The sequence below is a fragment of the Microbacterium sp. KR10-403 genome, from assembly GCF_040196215.1.
GTDB lineage: Bacteria > Actinomycetota > Actinomycetes > Actinomycetales > Microbacteriaceae > Microbacterium.
In genome coordinates, this window is record NZ_JBEGDC010000002.1 from 509,088 (window position 1) to 528,247 (window position 19,160).

General features: G+C 69.0%; 16 protein-coding genes. 7 read left to right on the top strand and 9 right to left on the bottom strand.

The annotated features are described in order from the left end of the window. Positions 1–1,323, bottom strand: coding sequence for an ABC transporter substrate-binding protein (locus ABMQ42_RS05990; RefSeq protein WP_349721944.1), 1,323 nt, complete (start codon positions 1,321–1,323; stop codon positions 1–3). Between the two features lie 207 nt (positions 1,324–1,530). Here ABMQ42_RS05990 and ABMQ42_RS05995 point away from each other — a divergent pair, with 207 nt between their 5' ends. Next, positions 1,531–2,592, top strand: a complete 1,062-nt coding sequence (locus ABMQ42_RS05995) for a LacI family DNA-binding transcriptional regulator (RefSeq protein WP_349721945.1) — start codon at positions 1,531–1,533, stop codon at positions 2,590–2,592. 12 nt (positions 2,593–2,604) lie between these two features. On the opposite strand, the gene ABMQ42_RS06000 is transcribed toward ABMQ42_RS05995, so the two are convergent. Continuing rightward, entirely contained in the window at positions 2,605–3,645 is a 1,041-nt protein-coding gene (locus ABMQ42_RS06000) for a LacI family DNA-binding transcriptional regulator (RefSeq protein ID WP_349721946.1), read from the bottom strand. A gap of 389 nt (positions 3,646–4,034) precedes the next feature. Between ABMQ42_RS06000 and ABMQ42_RS06005 the strand changes: the two genes are divergently transcribed. The 4 genes from ABMQ42_RS06005 to ABMQ42_RS06020 are packed head-to-tail and all read left to right on the top strand — an operon-like array spanning position 4,035 to position 8,157. After that, the gene (locus ABMQ42_RS06005) at positions 4,035–5,906 is read left to right on the top strand and encodes a sigma-70 family RNA polymerase sigma factor (RefSeq protein ID WP_349721947.1); all 1,872 of its coding nucleotides are present in this window, start codon (positions 4,035–4,037) and stop codon (positions 5,904–5,906) included. Between the two features lie 51 nt (positions 5,907–5,957). Next, positions 5,958–6,332: a YrdB family protein gene (locus tag ABMQ42_RS06010; RefSeq protein WP_349721948.1), complete on the top strand. Its 375-nt coding sequence runs from the start codon at positions 5,958–5,960 to the stop codon at positions 6,330–6,332. Continuing rightward, the gene (locus ABMQ42_RS06015; protein WP_349721949.1) at positions 6,329–7,720 is read left to right on the top strand and encodes an FAD-binding oxidoreductase; all 1,392 of its coding nucleotides are present in this window, start codon (positions 6,329–6,331) and stop codon (positions 7,718–7,720) included. Before ABMQ42_RS06010 ends, ABMQ42_RS06015 begins: the two co-directional genes overlap by 4 nt. Next, entirely contained in the window at positions 7,717–8,157 is a 441-nt protein-coding gene (locus ABMQ42_RS06020) for an NUDIX hydrolase (protein ID WP_349721950.1), read from the top strand. The genes ABMQ42_RS06015 and ABMQ42_RS06020 overlap by 4 nt, the downstream gene beginning before the upstream one ends. A gap of 127 nt (positions 8,158–8,284) precedes the next feature. Here the strand turns inward: ABMQ42_RS06020 and ABMQ42_RS06025 are convergent, their stop codons facing one another. The 6 genes from ABMQ42_RS06025 to ABMQ42_RS06050 all read right to left on the bottom strand — a co-directional run bounded on the left by ABMQ42_RS06025 (position 8,285) and on the right by ABMQ42_RS06050 (position 14,542). After that, positions 8,285–9,064, bottom strand: a complete 780-nt coding sequence (locus ABMQ42_RS06025; RefSeq protein ID WP_349721951.1) for a glucosamine-6-phosphate deaminase — start codon at positions 9,062–9,064, stop codon at positions 8,285–8,287. After that, positions 9,057–9,989, bottom strand: coding sequence for an ROK family protein (locus ABMQ42_RS06030; RefSeq protein WP_349721952.1), 933 nt, complete (start codon positions 9,987–9,989; stop codon positions 9,057–9,059). The genes ABMQ42_RS06025 and ABMQ42_RS06030 overlap by 8 nt, the downstream gene beginning before the upstream one ends. A gap of 43 nt (positions 9,990–10,032) precedes the next feature. After that, a complete protein-coding gene (locus tag ABMQ42_RS06035; RefSeq protein WP_349721953.1) occupies positions 10,033–10,923 on the bottom strand; it encodes a carbohydrate ABC transporter permease in 891 nt (296 codons plus the stop codon). Then, entirely contained in the window at positions 10,920–11,903 is a 984-nt protein-coding gene (locus tag ABMQ42_RS06040; protein WP_349721954.1) for a carbohydrate ABC transporter permease, read from the bottom strand. Before ABMQ42_RS06040 ends, ABMQ42_RS06035 begins: the two co-directional genes overlap by 4 nt. A gap of 30 nt (positions 11,904–11,933) precedes the next feature. Beyond that, the gene (locus ABMQ42_RS06045; protein ID WP_349721955.1) at positions 11,934–13,265 is read right to left on the bottom strand and encodes an extracellular solute-binding protein; all 1,332 of its coding nucleotides are present in this window, start codon (positions 13,263–13,265) and stop codon (positions 11,934–11,936) included. Between the two features lie 92 nt (positions 13,266–13,357). Continuing rightward, positions 13,358–14,542 (bottom strand): ROK family transcriptional regulator, encoded by a 1,185-nt coding sequence (locus ABMQ42_RS06050; protein WP_349721956.1) that lies wholly within the window; start codon positions 14,540–14,542, stop codon positions 13,358–13,360. A gap of 184 nt (positions 14,543–14,726) precedes the next feature. Between ABMQ42_RS06050 and ABMQ42_RS06055 the strand changes: the two genes are divergently transcribed. Further along, on the top strand, positions 14,727–16,139 hold the full coding sequence (locus ABMQ42_RS06055) for a L,D-transpeptidase (RefSeq protein WP_349721957.1): 1,413 nt from the start codon (positions 14,727–14,729) through the stop codon (positions 16,137–16,139). Positions 16,140–16,211: 72 nt separating this feature from the next. On the opposite strand, the gene ABMQ42_RS06060 is transcribed toward ABMQ42_RS06055, so the two are convergent. Next, on the bottom strand, positions 16,212–18,431 hold the full coding sequence (locus ABMQ42_RS06060; protein ID WP_349721958.1) for an NADP-dependent isocitrate dehydrogenase: 2,220 nt from the start codon (positions 18,429–18,431) through the stop codon (positions 16,212–16,214). A gap of 156 nt (positions 18,432–18,587) precedes the next feature. Between ABMQ42_RS06060 and ABMQ42_RS06065 the strand changes: the two genes are divergently transcribed. Beyond that, complete coding sequence (locus ABMQ42_RS06065) at positions 18,588–19,040, top strand: GNAT family N-acetyltransferase (RefSeq protein ID WP_349721959.1); 453 nt, start codon at positions 18,588–18,590, stop codon at positions 19,038–19,040. The last annotated feature ends 120 nt before the right edge of the window (positions 19,041–19,160 follow it).

Genomic DNA, 19,160 nt, shown 5'->3' on the forward strand with positions numbered 1-19,160 from the left:
TCACTTGACGAGCTTCTCGACGGAAGCACCCCAGGCCTTGTTCAACTCGGCGAAGTAGCTCGCCTTGTCGCCGTCGGCCGCACCGCGCGCGATGTCGACGAGCTTCTGCCGGTAGATCTGCCCGTTGATGTCGACCTTCGAGTCGTTCGCGATGTCGCTGAGGAGGCTCTCCTGTCCCTCAGGTGCCGGGGTGAGCTCCATGAGCTCGACGCCCGCCGTCTCGAAGTCCTGCAGGTTCTTGGGCAGGTCAGCATCCTTCAGCGTCGAGATCATGCCCTGGTCGTCGGTGTAGCCGGACTCGTCCACCAGGAACTGGATGAACGCCCAGGCGGCCGCCTTGGACTTCGAGTACTTGCTGACGGCGAGGTTGTAGTCGCCGCCGATCACCGCGTACTGCTTGCCGTCGACGTTGGCCGGGAAGGCCATGTAGCCGATGTCGTCGGCCGATGCGCCGTTGTCGGCTGCCGCGGACTGCATCTGCGAGATCGCCCACGAGCCGAGCGTCATCGCGGCGATCTTGCCGGTGCCCAGGTCGACCTTCGACTGCTCCCAGTTGGTGGTCAGCGGGTCCTTCTCGGTGAACCCGCCGGCGACGGAGTCGTACAGCAGCGAGTCGATCGCGTAGACGTCGGTCCCCTCGGTCCAGGGCGCCTTGTCGTGCGCCATGTCGGTCTGGGCGTCGGGGTTGTGGGTGATGGCACCCAGGTTGCCGAAGCTCTGCGACAGCGGCCAGCCGTCCTTGTAGTTCGTGTAGAGCGGAGTGGCGTCGGTGTTGTCCTTGATCTTCTTCAGGTCGGCGAGCCACTCGTCCTCAGACGTCGGCAGCGTGGTGATCCCCGCCTCCTGCCACACCTTCTTGTTGTAGACGATGCCGTTCGCGTTGCCGCCCCACGCGATGCCGTACTGCGTGCCGTCGTAGCTCGCGCCCGACAGGAACCGGTACTTGCTCTCGAAGTCGCTGGTCTTGCCGAGCGGCTCGAGGAACTGGCTGAACTGGCTGGGCTGGATCGTGGGGATGCCGATCACATCGCCGAAGTTCTTCGTGCTCATGCGCGTGAGCATCTCGTTCGCGTAGTCCGTGATGCCCTCGACCTTCACCATGACGTCGGGGTACTTCTTGTTGAACTCCGCGATCCACTTGTCGTATGTGCCGTCCTGCACCAGGTCGGTACGCCAGGTGACGACCTTGATGTCGCCCGACGGCGTGCCGTCGATGGTGTTGTCGGCGCTCGTCGCCGACGAGCCGCCCGAGCACGCGGTCAGGCCGATCGCCGTAACCGCGGCGACGCCGACAAGGCCGAGCACTGCCTTGCGTCTTGCCATGTGATTACTCCCTTGTATCCGGCCCCGCCCGCAGATCGTTCCGGCGGGGTTGTCGGCGACAACGCTAGGGCGTAATCTGCGGAAAGTAAAGCGCTTTATGTCATCGTTGTCCTCTTGTGTCCAAGGCCTCACAAGAGCGGTCGATATCGCGGTGACCTGGGGTTCGAATGCACAGATTCCAAGAACGGAGCCGGAAATGTCCGTCGAATGTCCTACGCCGTCATCGGCGTCATCGCCCGCGCTTCACATGGCGCCCAGGCCATGACCGTGCAGACGCGCGCCACCCTCGACGACGTCGCGAAGCTCGCGGGCGTCAGCGCGAAGACCGTGTCGCGGGTGTACGCCCAGCGCGAGAAGGTCTCGGCGGAGACCGTCGAGCGCGTGCTGTCGGCGGCGAAGCGACTGCGCTTCCGCCCGAACTCACTCGCCCGCAGCCTGCGGCGCGGCGGCCCGTCGAAGACGATCGGGTTCATCATGGGCGAACTGCTCAACCCCTTCTACTACGGCATCGCCGCCGGGATCGAACGCGAACTGGCCGCGCACGGCTCACCGCTCATCGTCGCCACCACCGACGACTCCCCGGACGGGGAGGAGCACGTCGCCGACGCGCTCCTGGCCCAGCGCGTCGGCGCCCTGCTGATGATCCCGGTCGGCGATGACCAGTCCTATCTGGAAGGCGAGCGCCAGCTCGGCACACCGGTGATCGCCATCGATCGGCCCGCGCGCAACCTCGTCGCCGACGCGGTCGTGCTCGAGAACCGCGCCGGTGCCCGCACGGCGACCACGGCCCTGCTCACGCAGGGCCACCGCGAGATCGCCTACGTCTGCAATCCGGCGTCCGTGTACACGCAGCTGGAACGGGTGCAGGGGTATCGCGACGCGCTGCGGGATGCCGGGATCGCCGTCGACGGCAGGCGCGAGGTGCTCCTCGACGACATGTCGCTCCCCCTCGAAGACACCGTGCGCGAGCTGCTCTGCGCGGCGGACGCCCCCACGGCCATCGTCGCGGGGAACAACAGGGCGTGCGTCGCGGCGCTCCGCGCGATGCGCGGCCTGCGGCATCCACCCGCCCTCATCGGATTCGACGACTTCGACACGGCCGATGTGCTCGGCGTGTCGGTGATCGCGCATGACCCGGTCGAGATGGGACGGACCGCTGCACGGCTGGCACTGGAACGCATGGCAGACCCCGCCGGGTTCACGACGCGGGTCGAGCTGCCCACCTGGCTCATCCGCCGCGGCAGCGGCGAGCGCCCGCCCGAGCGATGATCCTCCGGCCCGTCAGCGGGCCGGTGCCGCCGTCGAGCCCCGCTCGCGCAGCGCGGGCGTCGAATCCAGGAAGGCACCGGGCTTCGCGCCGTCGATGACCTCGAACAGCCGCCGCGCCACGTGCGCGCCGAACGCGACGACGTCGTGACTCAGCGCCGTCAGCGGGGGGAAGGTGTGCTCGCAGAGCACCGAGTCGTCCCACGCGATGATGGACACGTCGTCGGGTACGCGCAGGCCGCGCTCCCACACCGCCGACATGCCGGCGACGGCCATGATGTCGTTGTCGTAGACGAACGCCGTCGGCGGGCCATCGGACCGGAGCGCCTCGCGGGTCGCGACAGCACCGCTCTCGGGCGTGTAGTCGGTGCGCAGCAGGACCGGCTCGAGGCCCAGAGCCGTGGTCTCGTCGGTGAAGGCGGCATCGCGGATGCGCGTGTGCGCGAGCGGCGCGAGACCCGACACACGCGCGATACGCCGGTGTCCCAGGCCCGCCAGCGAACGCACGGCCTCGCGCATCGATGAGGCGTCGTCGGTCCAGACGGTGGTCAGCCCACCCGACACCGACGGGTCGCCGACCACGACGCACGGCAGTGCCCCGTGATCGAGGAACAGCGGGACACGCGGGTCGTCGAGGGTGACATCCACCAGGAAGACCCCGTCGACACGACGGGAATTGCGCCACTTGCGGTGGGTCGCGATCTCCTGCTCGCGCGAGGGCACGACCTGCAGCAGCAGGCTGTACGAGCGCGAAGCGAGCTCGGATTCGATCCCGGCGAGGAACTGCATGTAGAACGACTCGACGCCCAGGGTGCCCGGGTCGCGGGCCAGCACCAGGCCGAACGTCTCGGTCTTCGCCTCGGCGAGCGACCGCGCAGCGCTGGCCGGGGCCCAGCCCAGTTCGTCAGCGACCTCGAGTACGCGGGTGCGCGTCTGCTCGGACACGCCCTTGCGGCCGTTGAGCGCGAACGAGACCGCGCTGATCGACACGCCGACGCGCTCGGCGATGTCCGAGATGGTGACCCGGCCCGAGGAGCGCGACGAAGTGGATGGCACATTGGCACCCTAGCCGCGCTGCGCGATGTCGGGGACCCGCCCCTCCGGGTCCCCGACACGCAGTCCCCCGGCATCCTTCCCCAGCGAATGCGTCGACCGAGGAGGCGGAAGCTGAACCCCCCTGGTGCGCTTCCGCCTCCTCTTGACTGTCTTCGGGTGACAGTCACCTGGACTCCGCCCCCCGGAAGAGAACAGGTTTGTCACCTGGAGAGACGCACATGCCGGCAGATCATGACGCGACTTTCCGAAAAAAGTTCTGCAGCCTCAGAGAACACCGAAAGACACGGGATTCCACCGCTCAGGGGATGGCGTCTCACGCGTCTCTGGGTGACAATGGAGGTTGCGCCGCGCTGCCCGAGCCGGCGCGCAGACACCGCCCAGGAGAGACGATGAGATCTCGTCGCAGCGGCGCGCATCGCCCTGCGCTCGATGAGACGGCAGACGCCGAGCTCGTCGAGCGTTCCCGCGCGGGCGATGCCGACGCCTACGGCGAGCTGTGGCGACGGCACTATCCCTCGGGCATCGCGGTGGCGCGCTCGGTCACCTCGTCGATCGACGCCGACGACATCGTGCAAGAGGCCTACACCCGCATCTACCGTTCGCTGCAGCGCGGCAACGGGCCCACCGGCGCCTTCCGGCCCTATCTGTTCACCAGCATCCGCAACACCGCCGCCGCCTGGGGACGCACGCGTCGCGAGACGGCGACGGACGAGTGGGATGCCGTGCCCGACCCCACGTCGGAAGAGCAGGCCGCCGATGAGGCTCTCGACCGCGGCCTGACCCATCGCGCGTTCCGCAGCCTGCCCACCCGCTGGCAGGAGGTGCTCTGGTACACCGAGATCGAGCAGATGAAACCGGCCGAGGTCGCACCGCTGCTCGGCATGAAGGCCAATGCGGTGGCGCAGCTGGCCGTGCGCGCACGCGAGGGACTGCGGGCCGCGTGGATCCAGGCCCACCTGCAGTCGGTCGCCGACGGCTCCGACTGCCAGTGGACGATCGAACGTCTCGGTGCGTACTCGCGCGGCACTCTCGGCAAGCGCGATCGGGGAAAGATCGACGCCCACCTGCACGACTGCGCGCGCTGCGCCATCGTGGCGGCCGAGGCGAAGGACGTGTCCGACCGGCTCGCACTCGTGCTGCTGCCGCTCGTGCTCGGCGCCGGTGCGACGGGGTATGCCGCGTGGCTGCAGCTGGGCGCGCCGGTCGTCGCGGTGGCCGGGATGCCGTCGGCCGTGGTGCAGGGTGCGGTCGTCGTCGGTGCGGGCGCCGCCGGCGGGGCCGGCGCGGCCGGTACGGGGTCGTCGGCTGGAGCGAGTACGGGCGCATCGAGCGGAGGCGGTCTGTTCGCCGGGGCCGGCGCGATGGCGGGGCTCGTGACCGCCGGGGTGCTGGTGGCCGGAACCCTCGCCGTGGCGGCCATCGTCGTGCCGCGGGCCCTGACCACTCCGGCAGGGAGCACGGGGGCCGAGGCGTCCTCGGCGTTGACGCTGCCCGACACGTCGGACGCGAACGTCGTCGGCAAGGCGCCCGACCCCGACAATCTGCCGTCCGCCCCCGAGGAGAAGAAGCCCAAGACCCCGACGCCGCCGGCACCGCGCGTGACGCCGGACCCGGCGCCCACACCTACGCCGGAGCCCCCGGTCGCCGACGAGCCCGAGACGCCGTCGACACCGATCGCGCAGCATCCCGTCGTCGTCGCACCCGCCGCGCCCGTCGAGGACGATTCCGACACGACCACACCGACCGAGCCCGCGGCGCCGGCCGCCCCGACGCCGACACCCACGCCGAGCGAGACGGCCGAGCCCACCCCGACGCCGAGCGAGACGGCGGAGCCCTCGCCCGCCCCCTCACAGTCGGCCGAGCCGACGCCCGCCCCGAGCGAGACGGCGACGCCGGAGCCCACGCCCACTCCCACACCGGATCCGGGTGAGACGACCCCGCCCGATGACGGCGACGATGATGCCGTGATCGAGGGCACGCCCACCCTCGTCGGTGCGAAGATCCACAAGCTCGTCGATGACGGCGTTCTCGTCAGGGTGGCCGTCACCGGCATGTCGGGAGCCGACGTGCGCATCCTCGTCGACGGGACCGCGGCGGATGAGCACGCGCTCGACGCGACGGACGGCAGCTCCACGTTCGACGTGACCGTTCCCGCACGACGACTCATCTCGGCGACCGTCGCGGCTCAGTACGTCGACGGCGAGCAGAGCGGAGAGATCGCAGAGGAGTCGCTCCTCACGCTCCTGGCGCGCGGCTACTAGCGGATAGACCGCCCGGCGAAACCCCGATCCGGCCCCGGGTAGACTGGGGGCATGTCCTCCCCCGACCATGCCGCGCCCACTCCCGGCGTGCGCACTCCGTTGACGGCGGTCGACATCCTCGCTCTCGTGTGCGAGCTGTTCGCGTTCTTCACCCTGGCTTTCTGGGGCTTCGCCGGTTGGGCGTTCCCCTGGAACATCGTGTTCGGGCTCGGGCTTCCGATCGTCGCGATCCTGCTGTGGGCGCTGTTCGTGTCGCCCCGCGCCGTGATCCGCGTGCATCCGTTCGTCCGTGCGATCGTCGAACTGCTCGTCTATCTGAGCGCCACGGTCGCGTGGTGGGATATGGGCCAGGCCTGGATCGGGCTGGTCTTCGCCGTGGTGGCCGTCACCGCCGGAGTCATCGCAGGGCGCCGTCGCTTCGTATGACGTCCGCGGGCGGGGCCGACGGTGCGCAGAGCACCGAGACCCTCGCCCGCCTGCATGACGCCCTGGGCGACCGGGTCGACACCTCCCCCGACGCCCTGAACGCGGCACGAGCCGACAAGTCCGGGCACGGCGCCCCGGGCACTCCGCTGGCCGTCGTGCACGCGGCATCCATCGACGATGTCCAGGCCGTGATGCGCATCGCCACCGCCACCGGCACCCCGGTCGTGCCCCGCGGCGCCGGCACGGGACTGGCCGGCGGCGCGAACACCGGCAGCGGCGAGATCTCGCTGTCGCTGCGCCGTATGGACCGCATCCTCGAGGTGCGCTCCGACGATCTGCTCGCCGTGGTCGAACCGGGCATCCTCAACGCCGATCTCAACGACGCCGTGCACGAGCACGGCGTGTGGTGGGCGCCCGACCCGGCCAGCCGCGCGATCTCGACCGTGGGCGGCAACATCGCCACCGGCGCCGGCGGCCTGCTCTGCGCGAAGTACGGCGTCGTCCGCGACGCGGTGCTGGCGCTCGACGTCGTCCTGGCCGACGGCCGCCTCATCCACACCGGACATCGCAGCGTCAAGGGCGTCACCGGACTCGACCTGACCAGCCTGTTCATCGGCTCGGAGGGCGTGCTGGGCGTCGTCGTCGGCGCGACGCTCAAGCTGCGCCGGCTCGTTCCCGGTCAGGTGCACACTCTCGCCGCCGTCTTCACCGACGTGCGCGCGGCCGCCGCGGCCAGCGCGGCCGTCACGGCCGCAGGGCTCCAGCCCTCGGTGATGGAGCTGATGGATGCCACGTGCCTGGCCGCCGCGCACCGGCTGCTGCAGCTGGATCCGCCCGCGGGCGGCGCGCAGCTGACGGTTCAGGCCGACGGCGCGGCATCGGCCGACGAGGCCGCCGAGATCGCGCAGGTGCTGCGCGATGCCGGCGGCGCGGTCGAGGTCTCGCGCGACGAGGCCGAGGGCGAACGGCTGCTCGCCATCCGGCGCGCCATGCACCCCGCGATGGAGACCCTCGGCACCACTCTCATCGAAGACGTGTCGGTGCCGCGCAGCCGCCTCGCCGAGATGTTCGACGAGATCGCACGCGTCGAGCGCGAGCACGGCGTCGTGATCCCCACGGTCGCGCACGCCGGCGACGGCAACCTGCACCCCAATTTCATCTTCGACGGCGACGAGGTGCCGCAGCCCATCTGGGACGCCGCCGACGACCTCTTCCACGCAGCCCTGCGCCTGGGCGGAACCCTCACCGGCGAGCACGGCATCGGCGTGCTCAAGAGCCGGTGGCTGGCTGCTGAACTGGGCGACGACCAGTGGCAGCTCCAGCGACGCATCAAAGACGTCTTCGACCCCCAGGGGATCCTCAACCCCGGAAAGGTGTTCGCCCCATGACCGCCCAGATCCATGTCAGCGCCGCCGTCGTGATCGATGCCGGGGGCCGTGCGCTCCTGGTCCGCAAACGCGACACCGCCTACTTCATGCAGCCGGGCGGCAAGCCCGAGCCGGGTGAGAACCCGGTGCAGACGCTCGTGCGCGAGCTGAAGGAAGAGCTCGGTGTGCGGGTGCGCACCGGCGCCCTGCGCGCGCTCGGCCGCTTCCGCGCCGTGGCCGCCAACGAGGTCGGTCACGACGTGATCGCCGACGCGTTCAGCCTGCATCTGGCGCCCGCCGCGGTGCGGCCGGCCGCCGAGATCGACGAGGCGCGCTGGGTCACCCCCGACCAGCTCGACACGCTCCAGGTGGCGCCGCTGAGCCGCGACATCCTGCTCCCCCTGGTGTGGCGCGCGCGCCACACCAGCAGCGGCCCGGTGGTCGTCCCCGCACTCTGACCCGCCACGCCGCGGTCCCCTCGCCCAAGGCGAGGGGAATGGCCGAGGCGAGGACCGGGATGCGACATCGGGTCCTCGCCTCGGCAGATCTCCTCGCCCGAGGCGAGGGGCAGCGGGAGTGCGGCTCTTACAGCCCCTGCCAGTCGGGCTTGTTGTCCCACGCGTACCGGTAGTAGTCGGCGCGGCGCAGGCGCGATGCCGCGGCCTCGTCGACCACCACGCTCACGCGCGGGTGCAGCTGGATGGCCGAGCCGGGCAGCGATGCCGAGACCGGACCCTCGACGGCGCCGGCGACGGCATCGGCCTTGCCCTCGCCGAAGGCAAGGAGCACGAGATGCCGGGCCCGCAGGATCGTCCCGAGCCCCTGCGTGATGCAGTGGGTGGGAACCTGGTCGACGGAGTCGAAGAACCGGGCGTTGTCCTTCTTCGTCTGCTCGGTGAGCGTCTTCACGCGCGTCGACGACGCGAACGACGACCCCGGCTCGTTGAAGCCGATGTGGCCGTCGGTGCCGATCCCGAGGATCTGCAGCTCCACGCCTCCGGCCGCGGCGATGGCCTTCTCGTAGTCGTCGCCGGCGTGCTGGATGGTCTCCAGGGCGCCGTTGGGCGTGTTGATGCGCGCGGGATCGAGCCCGAGCGGCTCGACGACCTCGCGACGGATGACGTTGCGGTAGCTCTCCGGGTGCTCGGGGTCGATGCCGACGTACTCGTCGAGCGCGAACCCGCGCACCTTGGAGACGTCGACGCCCTCGAGTCGCGGACGCAGCGCCTCGTAGACGGGCAGCGGGGTCGAGCCGGTTGCCAGGCCCAGCACCACCTCGGGGTCGGCCGCGATGAGCGACGCGATCTCATCGGCGACGAGTGCGCCGGCAGCCGCGGCGTCGGGAACGATGATCACTTCAGCCATGCTTGACAGTCTCCCTTGTTTCCCTTGTGCGCGTCGACCCCACCAGCGCCGCCCCGAGCGCGGCCGCGGGCGATCCCGCCGGCAGCAGCTGGATGCGATGCACCAGCCCGAGGGAACGCATGAAGTCGGATGCCGCGGAGCTCGCCTCGAGCGAGGCTCCGACGCCGTTCAGCAGCCGGTCGCCCAGGCCGCTCAGCCCACCGCCGATCACGACGACGTCGACATCGGCGGTCAGGACCAGGATCCGCACCGCGGCGGCCACGCCGGCCATCAGGCCGCTGCGCAGCTCGACCGCACGCGGATCGCCCGCGTCCGCGGCATCCAGCATGTCCACCACCGGCAGCGGCGACGGCCGTCCCCAGCGCCGGGCGATCGCCGCTCCACCGGAAAGCGCCTCGACGCAGCCGCGCTGTCCGCACGTGCACGCGGGCCCGTCCGGGTCGACGGCGATGTGCCCGACCTCGCCGGCCGTGCCGTGCGCGCCGCGCCACAGCACGCCGTCGGTGACGATGCCCGCGGCGATGCCGGTGCCCAGATTCAGGTAGGCCATCGTCCCGCCGGAGGTCTCGCGCAGCGCGTCGGCGCCCAGCGCCGCCGCCTTCACGTCGTTCTCCACCCCCACCGGCACGCCCAGCTGCGGCATGACCGCCGCCGCAAGGTCGAAGTCGGCGATCCCCAGATTCACCGCGTGCAGGACGTGGGTCGATCCGGGGTGCACCTGGCCCGGCATCCCGACGCCGACCGAGGTGATCGCGGTGCGGTCGACGCCCGCCGCCACCAGGGCGTCGACCGCGTCCAGCACGGTGCGCGTGACGCCGTCGGGTCCCCATCCTGTTGCCAGACGCACGCGTCCTGCGATCACGCCCTCCGCGTCCACCGCGACGGCGTCGGTCTTGGTCCCGCCGATGTCGAGCCCGAGTCTCATCGGCCGTCCTCCCCACGGGAGGCGGCTGTCGTCATGCCGCGCATCAGCCCTTGACCGCCCCTGCCGACATGCCCGAGACGAGGTGCCGCTGGATGATGAGGAAGAAGATGACCACGGGCAGTGCGAACAGCACCGAGGCCGCCATCTGACCCGCGAAGTCCGGCGGCTGGCCCGGGATCTGGAACGACACGAGCCAGATCGGCAGCGTGTACATCGCCGTGTCCTTCATGAACGTGTAGGCGAGGATGTACTCGTTCCAGGCCGAGATGAAACCGAAGATGCTCGTGGAGATGAGGCCGGGCACCACGAGCGGGAAGAGGATCTTCCACAGGATCGTCCAGGTCCCCGCACCGTCGACCTTCGCGGCCTCTTCGACCTCGACGGGGATCGTCACGAAGAATCCGCGCAGCGACCAGATCGAGAACGGCAGCACGGCGGCGACGTACGCGAGGATCAGGCCGATGTACTTGTTCAGCAGGTTCAGCTCGTTGAAGATCAGGAACTGCGGGATCAGCAGCGCGGTCCCCGGCAGCATCTGCACGGCGAGGATCAGCACCATGATCGTGCGGCGTCCCTTGAACCGGAAGCGGCTGAGCGCCGCTGACGCGAACAGCGCGATGAGCATCGCGAAGACGAGCGCCAGTCCGACGACGATGATGCTGTTGCGCAGGTTCACGAGGAAGCTCGTCTGCGTGACCGCGCTCACGAAGTTCTGCAGCGTGGGGTTCAACGGGATGAACTGCGGCGTGGGCGTCATCACGTCCGAACGCTGCTTGAAGGCGGTGATCACCATCCAGTAGACGGGGAACACCCAGATGAGGGAGAACACGATCGCGATGATCGTCGCCCCCACCCGGCGCTTCCGCTTCGGACGGCGGGGCGCGGCCGGCGAGAGAGTGGTGACCAGTTCGGTCTCGGTGACGTTGGCGCTCACAGGTCTTCTCCCGAACGAAGCAGGCTCCGGATGTAGAAGCCGCTGATGATCATGAGCATGAAGGTCGTCACGACGGCGATCGCCGCACCGGTGCCGACTCGGAACTGGTTGAACGCCGTCAGGTATCCGAAGATCCCGAGTGTGGCGGTGCCGTTGTCCGGCCCGCCCTGGGTCGTCAGCCAGATCTGGTTGAACACGTTGAAGTCCCAGATGATCGACAGGATCGTGATGAGCAGGATGGTGGGCTTGAGGTAGTTGAGGACCACCGAGAAGTAGATGCGCCACTCGCCGGCGCCGTCGATGCGTGCCGCCTCGATGAGCGAGCCGTCGACCTGCGTCTGCGCGGCGTAGGTGGTCAGCGCGATGAACGGCACGGCCTGCCAGACCACCAGCATCCAGATGTTGATGAGGGCCAGCGGGGTGCTGTTCCACCAGGAGAGGTCGGTCTGGTTGCCGAAGACGCGCAGCTGGGTGATGATCCAGTTGATGACGCCGTATCCGGGCTGGAACAGCCAGTTCCACACCTGCGCCGAGGCGACGTTGGGCATGCCCCACGCGAAGATCAGGACGATCGTCACGATGTAGCGCATGACGGTGCCGAGCTTGGTCATGAGGTTCGAGACCCCCACGCCGATCACGAGGCTGCCCAGCACCAGAGCGGCCGTGAAGAAGAGGGTGAGGACGGTGGACTGCCAGAACTGCGGATCCGTCAGGATCTTCACGTACTGGTCGAAGCCCACCGCGTTGTATTCGCCGGTGAACAGCGTGCGCTGGTTGTAGTCGGTGAACGAGGTGTAGATCAGGAAGATGATCGGCGCGACGATCAGTGCCAGCAGGACGATGCCGGCGGGCGACAGCAGCCAGAGGGGTGCGAGGCGCGAGCCTTGCGTGGACGAACGGCGAGGGGGCCGTGGCCGCCGCCCCGCGGGGGCGGCGGCCACTCCCTCACCTGCGACGATCGCCGCAGTGGAGGTACTCAATTCGGGTCTCCTCGTCTTGAGGGCGGACTGCTACTGGTTCAGCGTGGAGTTGACCGTGTCGTCCCACGACGTGGCCGCGTCCGACACCGACTTCGCACCCGAAGCCATCGACTGGAAGAACTGCTTCATGCCCGGGTCCTCCAGCTGCGCCCAGCTGCCCGATGCCGGAGTCGCCTTCGAGTCGTTGACGGCCGCCTCGAAGAACGGCTTGGCCAGGTCGCTGGCCGCGTCGGCCGCGGTCTGTGCGCCCTCGGTGCTGTTCGGGATCCAGCCGTCCTTGACGACGTTCGTCTTCTGGATGTCAGGGCTGGCGGCGATCTTCACCCAGACACGGGCCAGGTCCTGGTTCTTGCTCTTGGCGGCGATGCCCCAGTCGGAACCGGCCAGCATGACCGGCTGGGTCTTGCCGGAGACACCCGGCATCGCGAACGTGCCGAAGTCGTCGTCGGTGAGCTTCTTGTTCAGCGTCTGGATGTGCGCGATCGACCAGTAGTTGGCCACGATGGCGCCGGCTTTGCCGTCGGCGAACACCTGGTCCTGGTCAGGCTTGTCGGTGTTCAGCGTCTGGCTGGCCTTCGACGAGTACGCGTTCTGGAACTGCTGCCACGCGGTCAGGCCGGACTGCGCCTCGGAGCTCGAGAAGCCCGCGACCCACTTGCCGTTCTCGAGCGTCGCGATGTCCCCACCGGCATCCCAGACCCACTGCATGCCCGCGTACCAGTTCTGACCGGGCAGGTAGAACGACGAGAAGTCCGTCGACGGGTTGGCGGCCTTGACCTTGTCGAGGTCTGCCTTCAGCTCGTCGTAGGTCGTCGGCGCCTCGGTGACGCCCGCCTTCTCCCAGATGGTCTTGTTGTAGATGACACCGCGAGCGGCGCCGAACGACGGAACGGCGTACAGCTTGCCGTCGACCATGGCCGGGTCGGCGAGGCCGCCGAGCCAGGTCTGGCCCTGCGCGAAGGCGTCCTTGTAGGCGGTGAGGTCAGCGAGGCCGCCGCTGGCCGCGAAGGTCGAGACCTGCGTGTTGCCGATGTCGATGACGTCCGGCGGCGTGTCGGTGGCCAGGGCCGTCGTGATCTTGGTGGCGATGTCGGTCCACTGCTGCGTCTCGACCTTGACGGTGGCGCCGGTCTCGGACTCGAACTCTTTGTTGATGGCCGCGATCGTGTCGTCCGACAGGTCGCCCGTCATCGACCACACCGTCAGGGTGCGGCCGCTGCCGTCGACCTTGCCGATCGTGCCCGCGTTGGCCGACGAGTCGTCGCCACCGGTGTTCCCGCTGCCGCCGCTCGAGCAGGCGCTCAGCGCGAGCGCGGCAGCGATGCCGGCGGCTCCAACCGCGACGATGCGTGATGTGCGCATTCTGTCTCCTTGTTTCTTTGCTTCTCTTGGTGAGGGTGGGAAGGTCGGGTGACCTACCCGGGGGGAATGGTGGGATGCCGGCGGCACTGGGCCTAGGACACCCCGAGTTGTGCGGACAGGACCATGACCGCGGCGCCGCGCAGGACGATGTCCTCGCCTTGTGCGGTCATGCGCACCCGGATGCCCTCATGGATCTTCGCGAGGGTCCGGGTCCGTAGTGTCTCGACGGTGGCCGCGGTGAACGGTCCGTCGAGCAGATCTGCCGGGCCGGAGAGGATGACCTCCGACAGGTCGAGAGCGCCGACGACCGGCGCCAGCGCGATGCCGAGTCGTTCGCCCGCATCGCGCAGGATCTCGTCGTGCGGAGCGGCGGCCTCGGCCAGCCGGGCCGTCAGCGAGGGCACGGAGATCCATGCTTCGAAGCACCCCACCTTGCCGCAGGAGCACACGGGCCCGCCGTCGGTCGCGACGGTGACGTGCCCGATCTCGCCGGCGGCGAAGCGGCTGCCGATCATCGGGCGCCCGCCGGAGAGCAGGCCCGAGCCGACACCGCGCCCGACCTTGACCAGCATGACGTCGTCGCGCGCACCGCCGAACGTGTACTCAGCGAGCACCGCCGCGTTCGCGTCGTTGGCGACCACGACCGGCACGTCGAGCGCATCGTGCAGCGCGCCCTCGAGGTCGAACCCGGTCAGCCCGAGGTTCGGAGCGGTCACGACCACACCGGCGTCGTCGACGACACCGGGGCTGCCCACGCCCACGCCCAGCACGGGGGCGTGGCAGTCGTCCACCAGCTCGCGTGCGAACGCGAGGATCGTCCCGACCACGTCGCCGTCGGCACCGGGGTGCGGAATCTCGCGCCGCACGACGATCGTGCCGTCGAGGGTCAGCACTCCCCCGACGAACGACGAGGTGCCCGACAGGTCGAGGCCGACGATGCGGTGCCCCTCGTGGTCGAGATCGACGAGGATCGCGGGCTTGCCGGGACGCGACACCTCGCGCACGCCCTTCTCGGCGACGAATCCGTCGGCGATGAGCTCTGCGACGAGGTCGGAGATCGTCACCCGGGTCAGCCCGGTCTCGCGCGAGAGATCCGCGCGGCTCATCGCTCCGGCATGGAACAGCGTCTGAAGGACGAGCGATCGGTTGTGCGCACGGGCGTGCTCGGGAAGCACCTTGGTGCCGTGCCGCGGATGCCGCGTGGCGGTCATCGACGACGACTCGGATCCCGCGCTTCCGAAGGCGGAGGGGCCGCGCTGCACTCCCGTGGTGGACATGTTTGTTAGTACACCTTACGAACACGCCCACCGCAAGTCTTCGGCGCAATATTGCATAGCAAGTTTACAAAAACGTTACCGTTTCTTGATCCGCCCACACCGTCTGCACAGGGTTCCGGCCCGCCCGCGCACAGTCCGGTCGATTAGCATGATGACCGGGGGAACATCACCGGGGGTGGAGTCCGTGGCAGATCAGTCACAGCAATCAGGTGCCGACAGCACATCGACGCAGGGCGTCGCATGGGCGCCGGCGCCGCCGCGCAAGCGCAAACGTCATCTCGGCCTGTGGATCGGCACGCCGATCGGCGTCGCCGTCGCAGGCGTCGTCGCGGCATCCCTCATCCTCATCGCACCGGGCACGGCGGTCGCCGGCGTCCAGATCGGCGGGATGACGCCCGGCAGCGCCGCGGCCGCCATTCAGGAGAAGCTCGAGAACACGACCATCGAGCTGTCGGGCGACGGCATCGACGCCACCCTCACCGGGGCCCAGCTCGGCGCGACGGTCGACGCCTCGTCGCTGGCCTCGGCCGCGTACAGCGAGCACCCGATGTGGAAGGTCGGGTCGTGGTTCTCCGACACGAAGCAGGCCCACGTCACGCTCGACCATGACGCCGCCGAGGCGGCGCTGCGGGCCGCGGCGCCGGCACTGTTCGAAGACGCCGTCGACGCGGCCGTCACCTACGACGCCGACAGCGAGAAGTACACCGTGACCGCCGCGAAGAAGGGCGCCGGCGTCGATCTCGACGCGGTCGCCTCGGCGCTGCAGTCGGCCTTCGATGCCGGGCACACCACCGTCTCGGTCGCCGCGACCCAGGTCGCCACCGACCCCGCGATCTCGACCGCCACGGCGAAGGCCACCGCGAAGACGCTGAACAGCGTGCTCGGCGACGCGGGCTTCTACGTCGGCAAGGAGCGGACCGTCCCCGTCGACCGCGAGGTCGCGGCATCCTGGCTCACCGTCACCCCGCGCGACGGGTCGTTCGACATCACCGCCGACGCGACGGCGATCGACAAGGTCGTCTCCACGCTGGCGAAGAAGATCGACCGCGCCCCGCAGAACGGCACCGTGATCACGAACACCTCCGGCACGGTGCTGTCCACCGAGAAGGAGACGCTCGACGGCCGCAAGCTCGGCGACACCAGCGGCATCGCCGCGGCCTTCGCGACCCAGCTCGCGTCGGGCGACGGAAAGTACGAGCTCACGGTCTCGGTCGACAAGGCGACCACCACGAAGATCTCGCGGTACGCCGTCGTCGACCTGAGCGAGCAGCGCGCCTACTTCTACCAGAACGGCAAGCTGTGGAACAGCTACCTCGTCTCCACGGGCCGCGCCGGGCACGCCACCCCGACCGGACACTTCACTGTCTTCGCCCACGTCGGCATCCAGGACATGGGCTGCGTCGCCGGCTACGACTACTGCACGAAGGACGTCCCGTGGGTCACGTACTTCGCGCCCGACATCGCCTTCCACGGCACGTACTGGCACAACAACTTCGGCCACGTCATGAGCCACGGCTGCGTGAACATGCCGATCAGCATCGCCAAGACGATCTACTACTGGGCTCCCAACGGCATGGAGGTCACGGTCCAGCCGTGACCTGAGGTCGCCGGGCCGCAGACGAAGAGAGGGGCGGATGCCGCAGCATCCGCCCCTCTTCCGTGTCCGGTGTCAGACCAGGCCGTCGACGATCGCGTTGAGCGTGTCGGACGGACGCATCGCCTTCGTGACGAGCTCGGCGTCGGGACGGTAGTAGCCACCCAGATCCACGGGCTCGCCCTGCACGGCCAGCAGCTCGTCGACGATCTTCTGCTCGTTCGCCGCGAGAGCCTCGGCGACCGGTGCGAACGCGGCCGCGAGCTCGGCGTCGTCGGACTGCCCGGCCAGCTCCTGCGCCCAGTACAGGGCCAGGTAGAAGTGACTGCCACGGTTGTCGATCGTGCCGAGCTTGCGCCCCGGCGACTTGTCGTTCTCGAGGAACGAGCCGGTCGCCCGGTCGAGCGTGTCTGCCAGCACCTGCGCCTTGGCGTTGCCGGTGACGGTCGCGTAGTGCTCGAGCGAGGCGGCCAGTGCGAAGAACTCGCCCAGCGAGTCCCAGCGCAGGTAGTCCTCGCTCACCAGCTGCTGCACGTGCTTCGGTGCCGATCCCCCGGCGCCGGTCTCGAACAGGCCGCCGCCGGCGAGCAGCGGGACGATCGAGAGCATCTTGGCGCTGGTGCCGACCTCGAGGATCGGGAACAGGTCGGTGAGGTAGTCGCGCAGCACGTTGCCCGAGACCGAGATGGTGTCCAGGCCCTGGCGCATGCGCGCGAGCGAGTACCGGCACGCCTCGGCGGGAGGCAGGATCGAGATCTGCACGCCCTGCGTCTCGATGGTGGCCAGCGCCTGGTAGACCTTCGCGATGATCTGCGCGTCGTGGGCGCGGTTGACGTCGAGCCAGAACACCGCAGGCGTCCCGGTGGCACGGGCGCGGTTGACAGCGAGGTGCACCCAGTCGACGACCGGCACGTACTTGGTCTGCGTCGCACGCCAGATGTCGCCGGCGCCGACCTCGTGCTCGATGACCACATTGCCGTCGCCGTCGACGATCTCGACGCGCCCGGAGGCTTCGATCTCGAAGGTCTTGTCGTGGCTGCCGTACTCCTCGGCCGCCTGTGCCATGAGGCCGATGTTCGACACCGAGCCGATCGTGGCCGGGTCGAGCGGGCCGTTGGCGATCACGTCGTCGATGACGGCCTGGTAGACGCCCGCGTACGACGAGTCGGGGATCACGGCCAGGGTGTCGGCCTCCTCGCCCTCGGCGCCCCAGAGCTTGCCGCCGTTGCGGATCAGGGCCGGCATCGAGGCGTCCACGATCACGTCGGACGGCACGTGCAGGTTGGTGATGCCCTTGTCGCTGTTGACGTACGACAGCTCGGGGCCGCGCTTCAGATCGGCGGTGATCGCCGCGGCGATCTCGTCGCCGCCTTCCACGCCGGAAAGGCCCGCGAGAATCGACCCGAGACCGTTGTTCGCGCTCAGACCTGCGGCGGCGAGCTTGTCGCCGTAGCGCTCGAACACATCGGCGAAGTACGCCTTCACGACGTGGCCGAAGATGATCGGGTCGGAGACCTTCATCATCGTCGCCTTCAGATGCACCGAGTACAGCACGTTCTCGTCGGCGGCGGTCTTGAGGGTCTCGGCGAGGAACGCATCGAGGGCGGATGCCGACAGGAAGGTGCCGTCGATGATCTCACGCGGCAGGACCTTGAGGTTGTCCTTGAGGATCGTCTCGGTGCCGTCCGCGGCGATGTGACGGATCGTCAGCACGTCGTCGTGTGCCGCGACCCATGACTTCTCGTTGTTCTTGAAGTCATCGTGGCCCATCGTCGCCACGCGCGTCTTCGAACCGCCCGGGAACGGCTTGTTGGTGTGCGGGTGCTTGCGCGCGTAGTTCTTCACGGCCAGCGGTGCTCGGCGGTCGCTGTTGCCCTGTCGCAGCACCGGGTTCACGGCCGAGCCCTTCACCCGGTCGTAGCGGGCGCGCACGTCCTTCTCCTCGACGGTCGACGGCTCGTCGGGATAGTCGGGGATGTCGTAGCCCTTGTCCTGCAGCTCGGCGATGGCCGCCTTCAACTGCGGGATGGACGCCGAGATGTTCGGCAGCTTGATGATGTTGGCCTCGGGCAGCGTCGTCAGCCCGCCGAGCTCGGCCAGCGCGTCGCCAACCTGCTGCTCGGGCGTGAGGTTCTGCGGGAACGCGGCGAGGATGCGGCCGGCCAGCGAGATGTCGCGGGTCTCGACGTCGATCCCGGCCTGCCCGGTCACGGCCCGGATGATGGGCAGGAGGGACGCGGTCGCCAGCGCGGGCGCCTCGTCCGTATAGGTGTAGATGATGGTGGAGTCGGTCACCGCTCGCCTCTTCGTTCGCTTGCTTCGATCGGGGTCACCCCAGCCTACCGCGACCGAAGAATTATCTTGATATCGAGATATCTCGCGGCCCCTCTCAGGCCATATTCACGGAGTCCGACGTGCCTCGGTCCGCGAATCTTGGATACGCTGACGTTTATGGGTGAGCTGAGACTGGTGGAACTGTCCGCGTCGACCATCGTGGCGGTCAACAACTTCTCGCTGAAGCCGGGCCAGGAGGAGTTCCTCTCCCCGGTCTCCTACGGCATCGCCGCGACCGTGGTCAATCCGCAGACGTCATGGCAGCGCGTCGTGGTCGACGGCGACGAGGTCGTCGGCTTCGTGAGCGCGAACTTCGACGCCGATTTCCCGCAGGAGCACTTCCGCTCCGTGCTGTGGCGCATCAACGTCGACGCCGGCGAGCAGGGCCGCGGTGTCGGACGCTTCGCGGTCGACGGCCTGCTCGAAGAGGCGCGCAAGCGCGATATGGATCACGTGAACGTGATCTACGAGGCCGGCAGCGGCGGCCCCGAGAAGTTCTTCGAGCGCGTGGGCTTCACCCCCGTCGGCGAGACGGAGTACGGCGAGGTCATCGCCGAGATCCACCTCTGACGCCCCCTCAACCGCGAGAGAACAACTGACGGACGAGGATGCGGGTATTACCCGTACTCTCGTCCGTCAGTTGTTCTCTCAGCGATGGGTGAGGGCCGGGATGCGGGGCCGGGGCCGCAA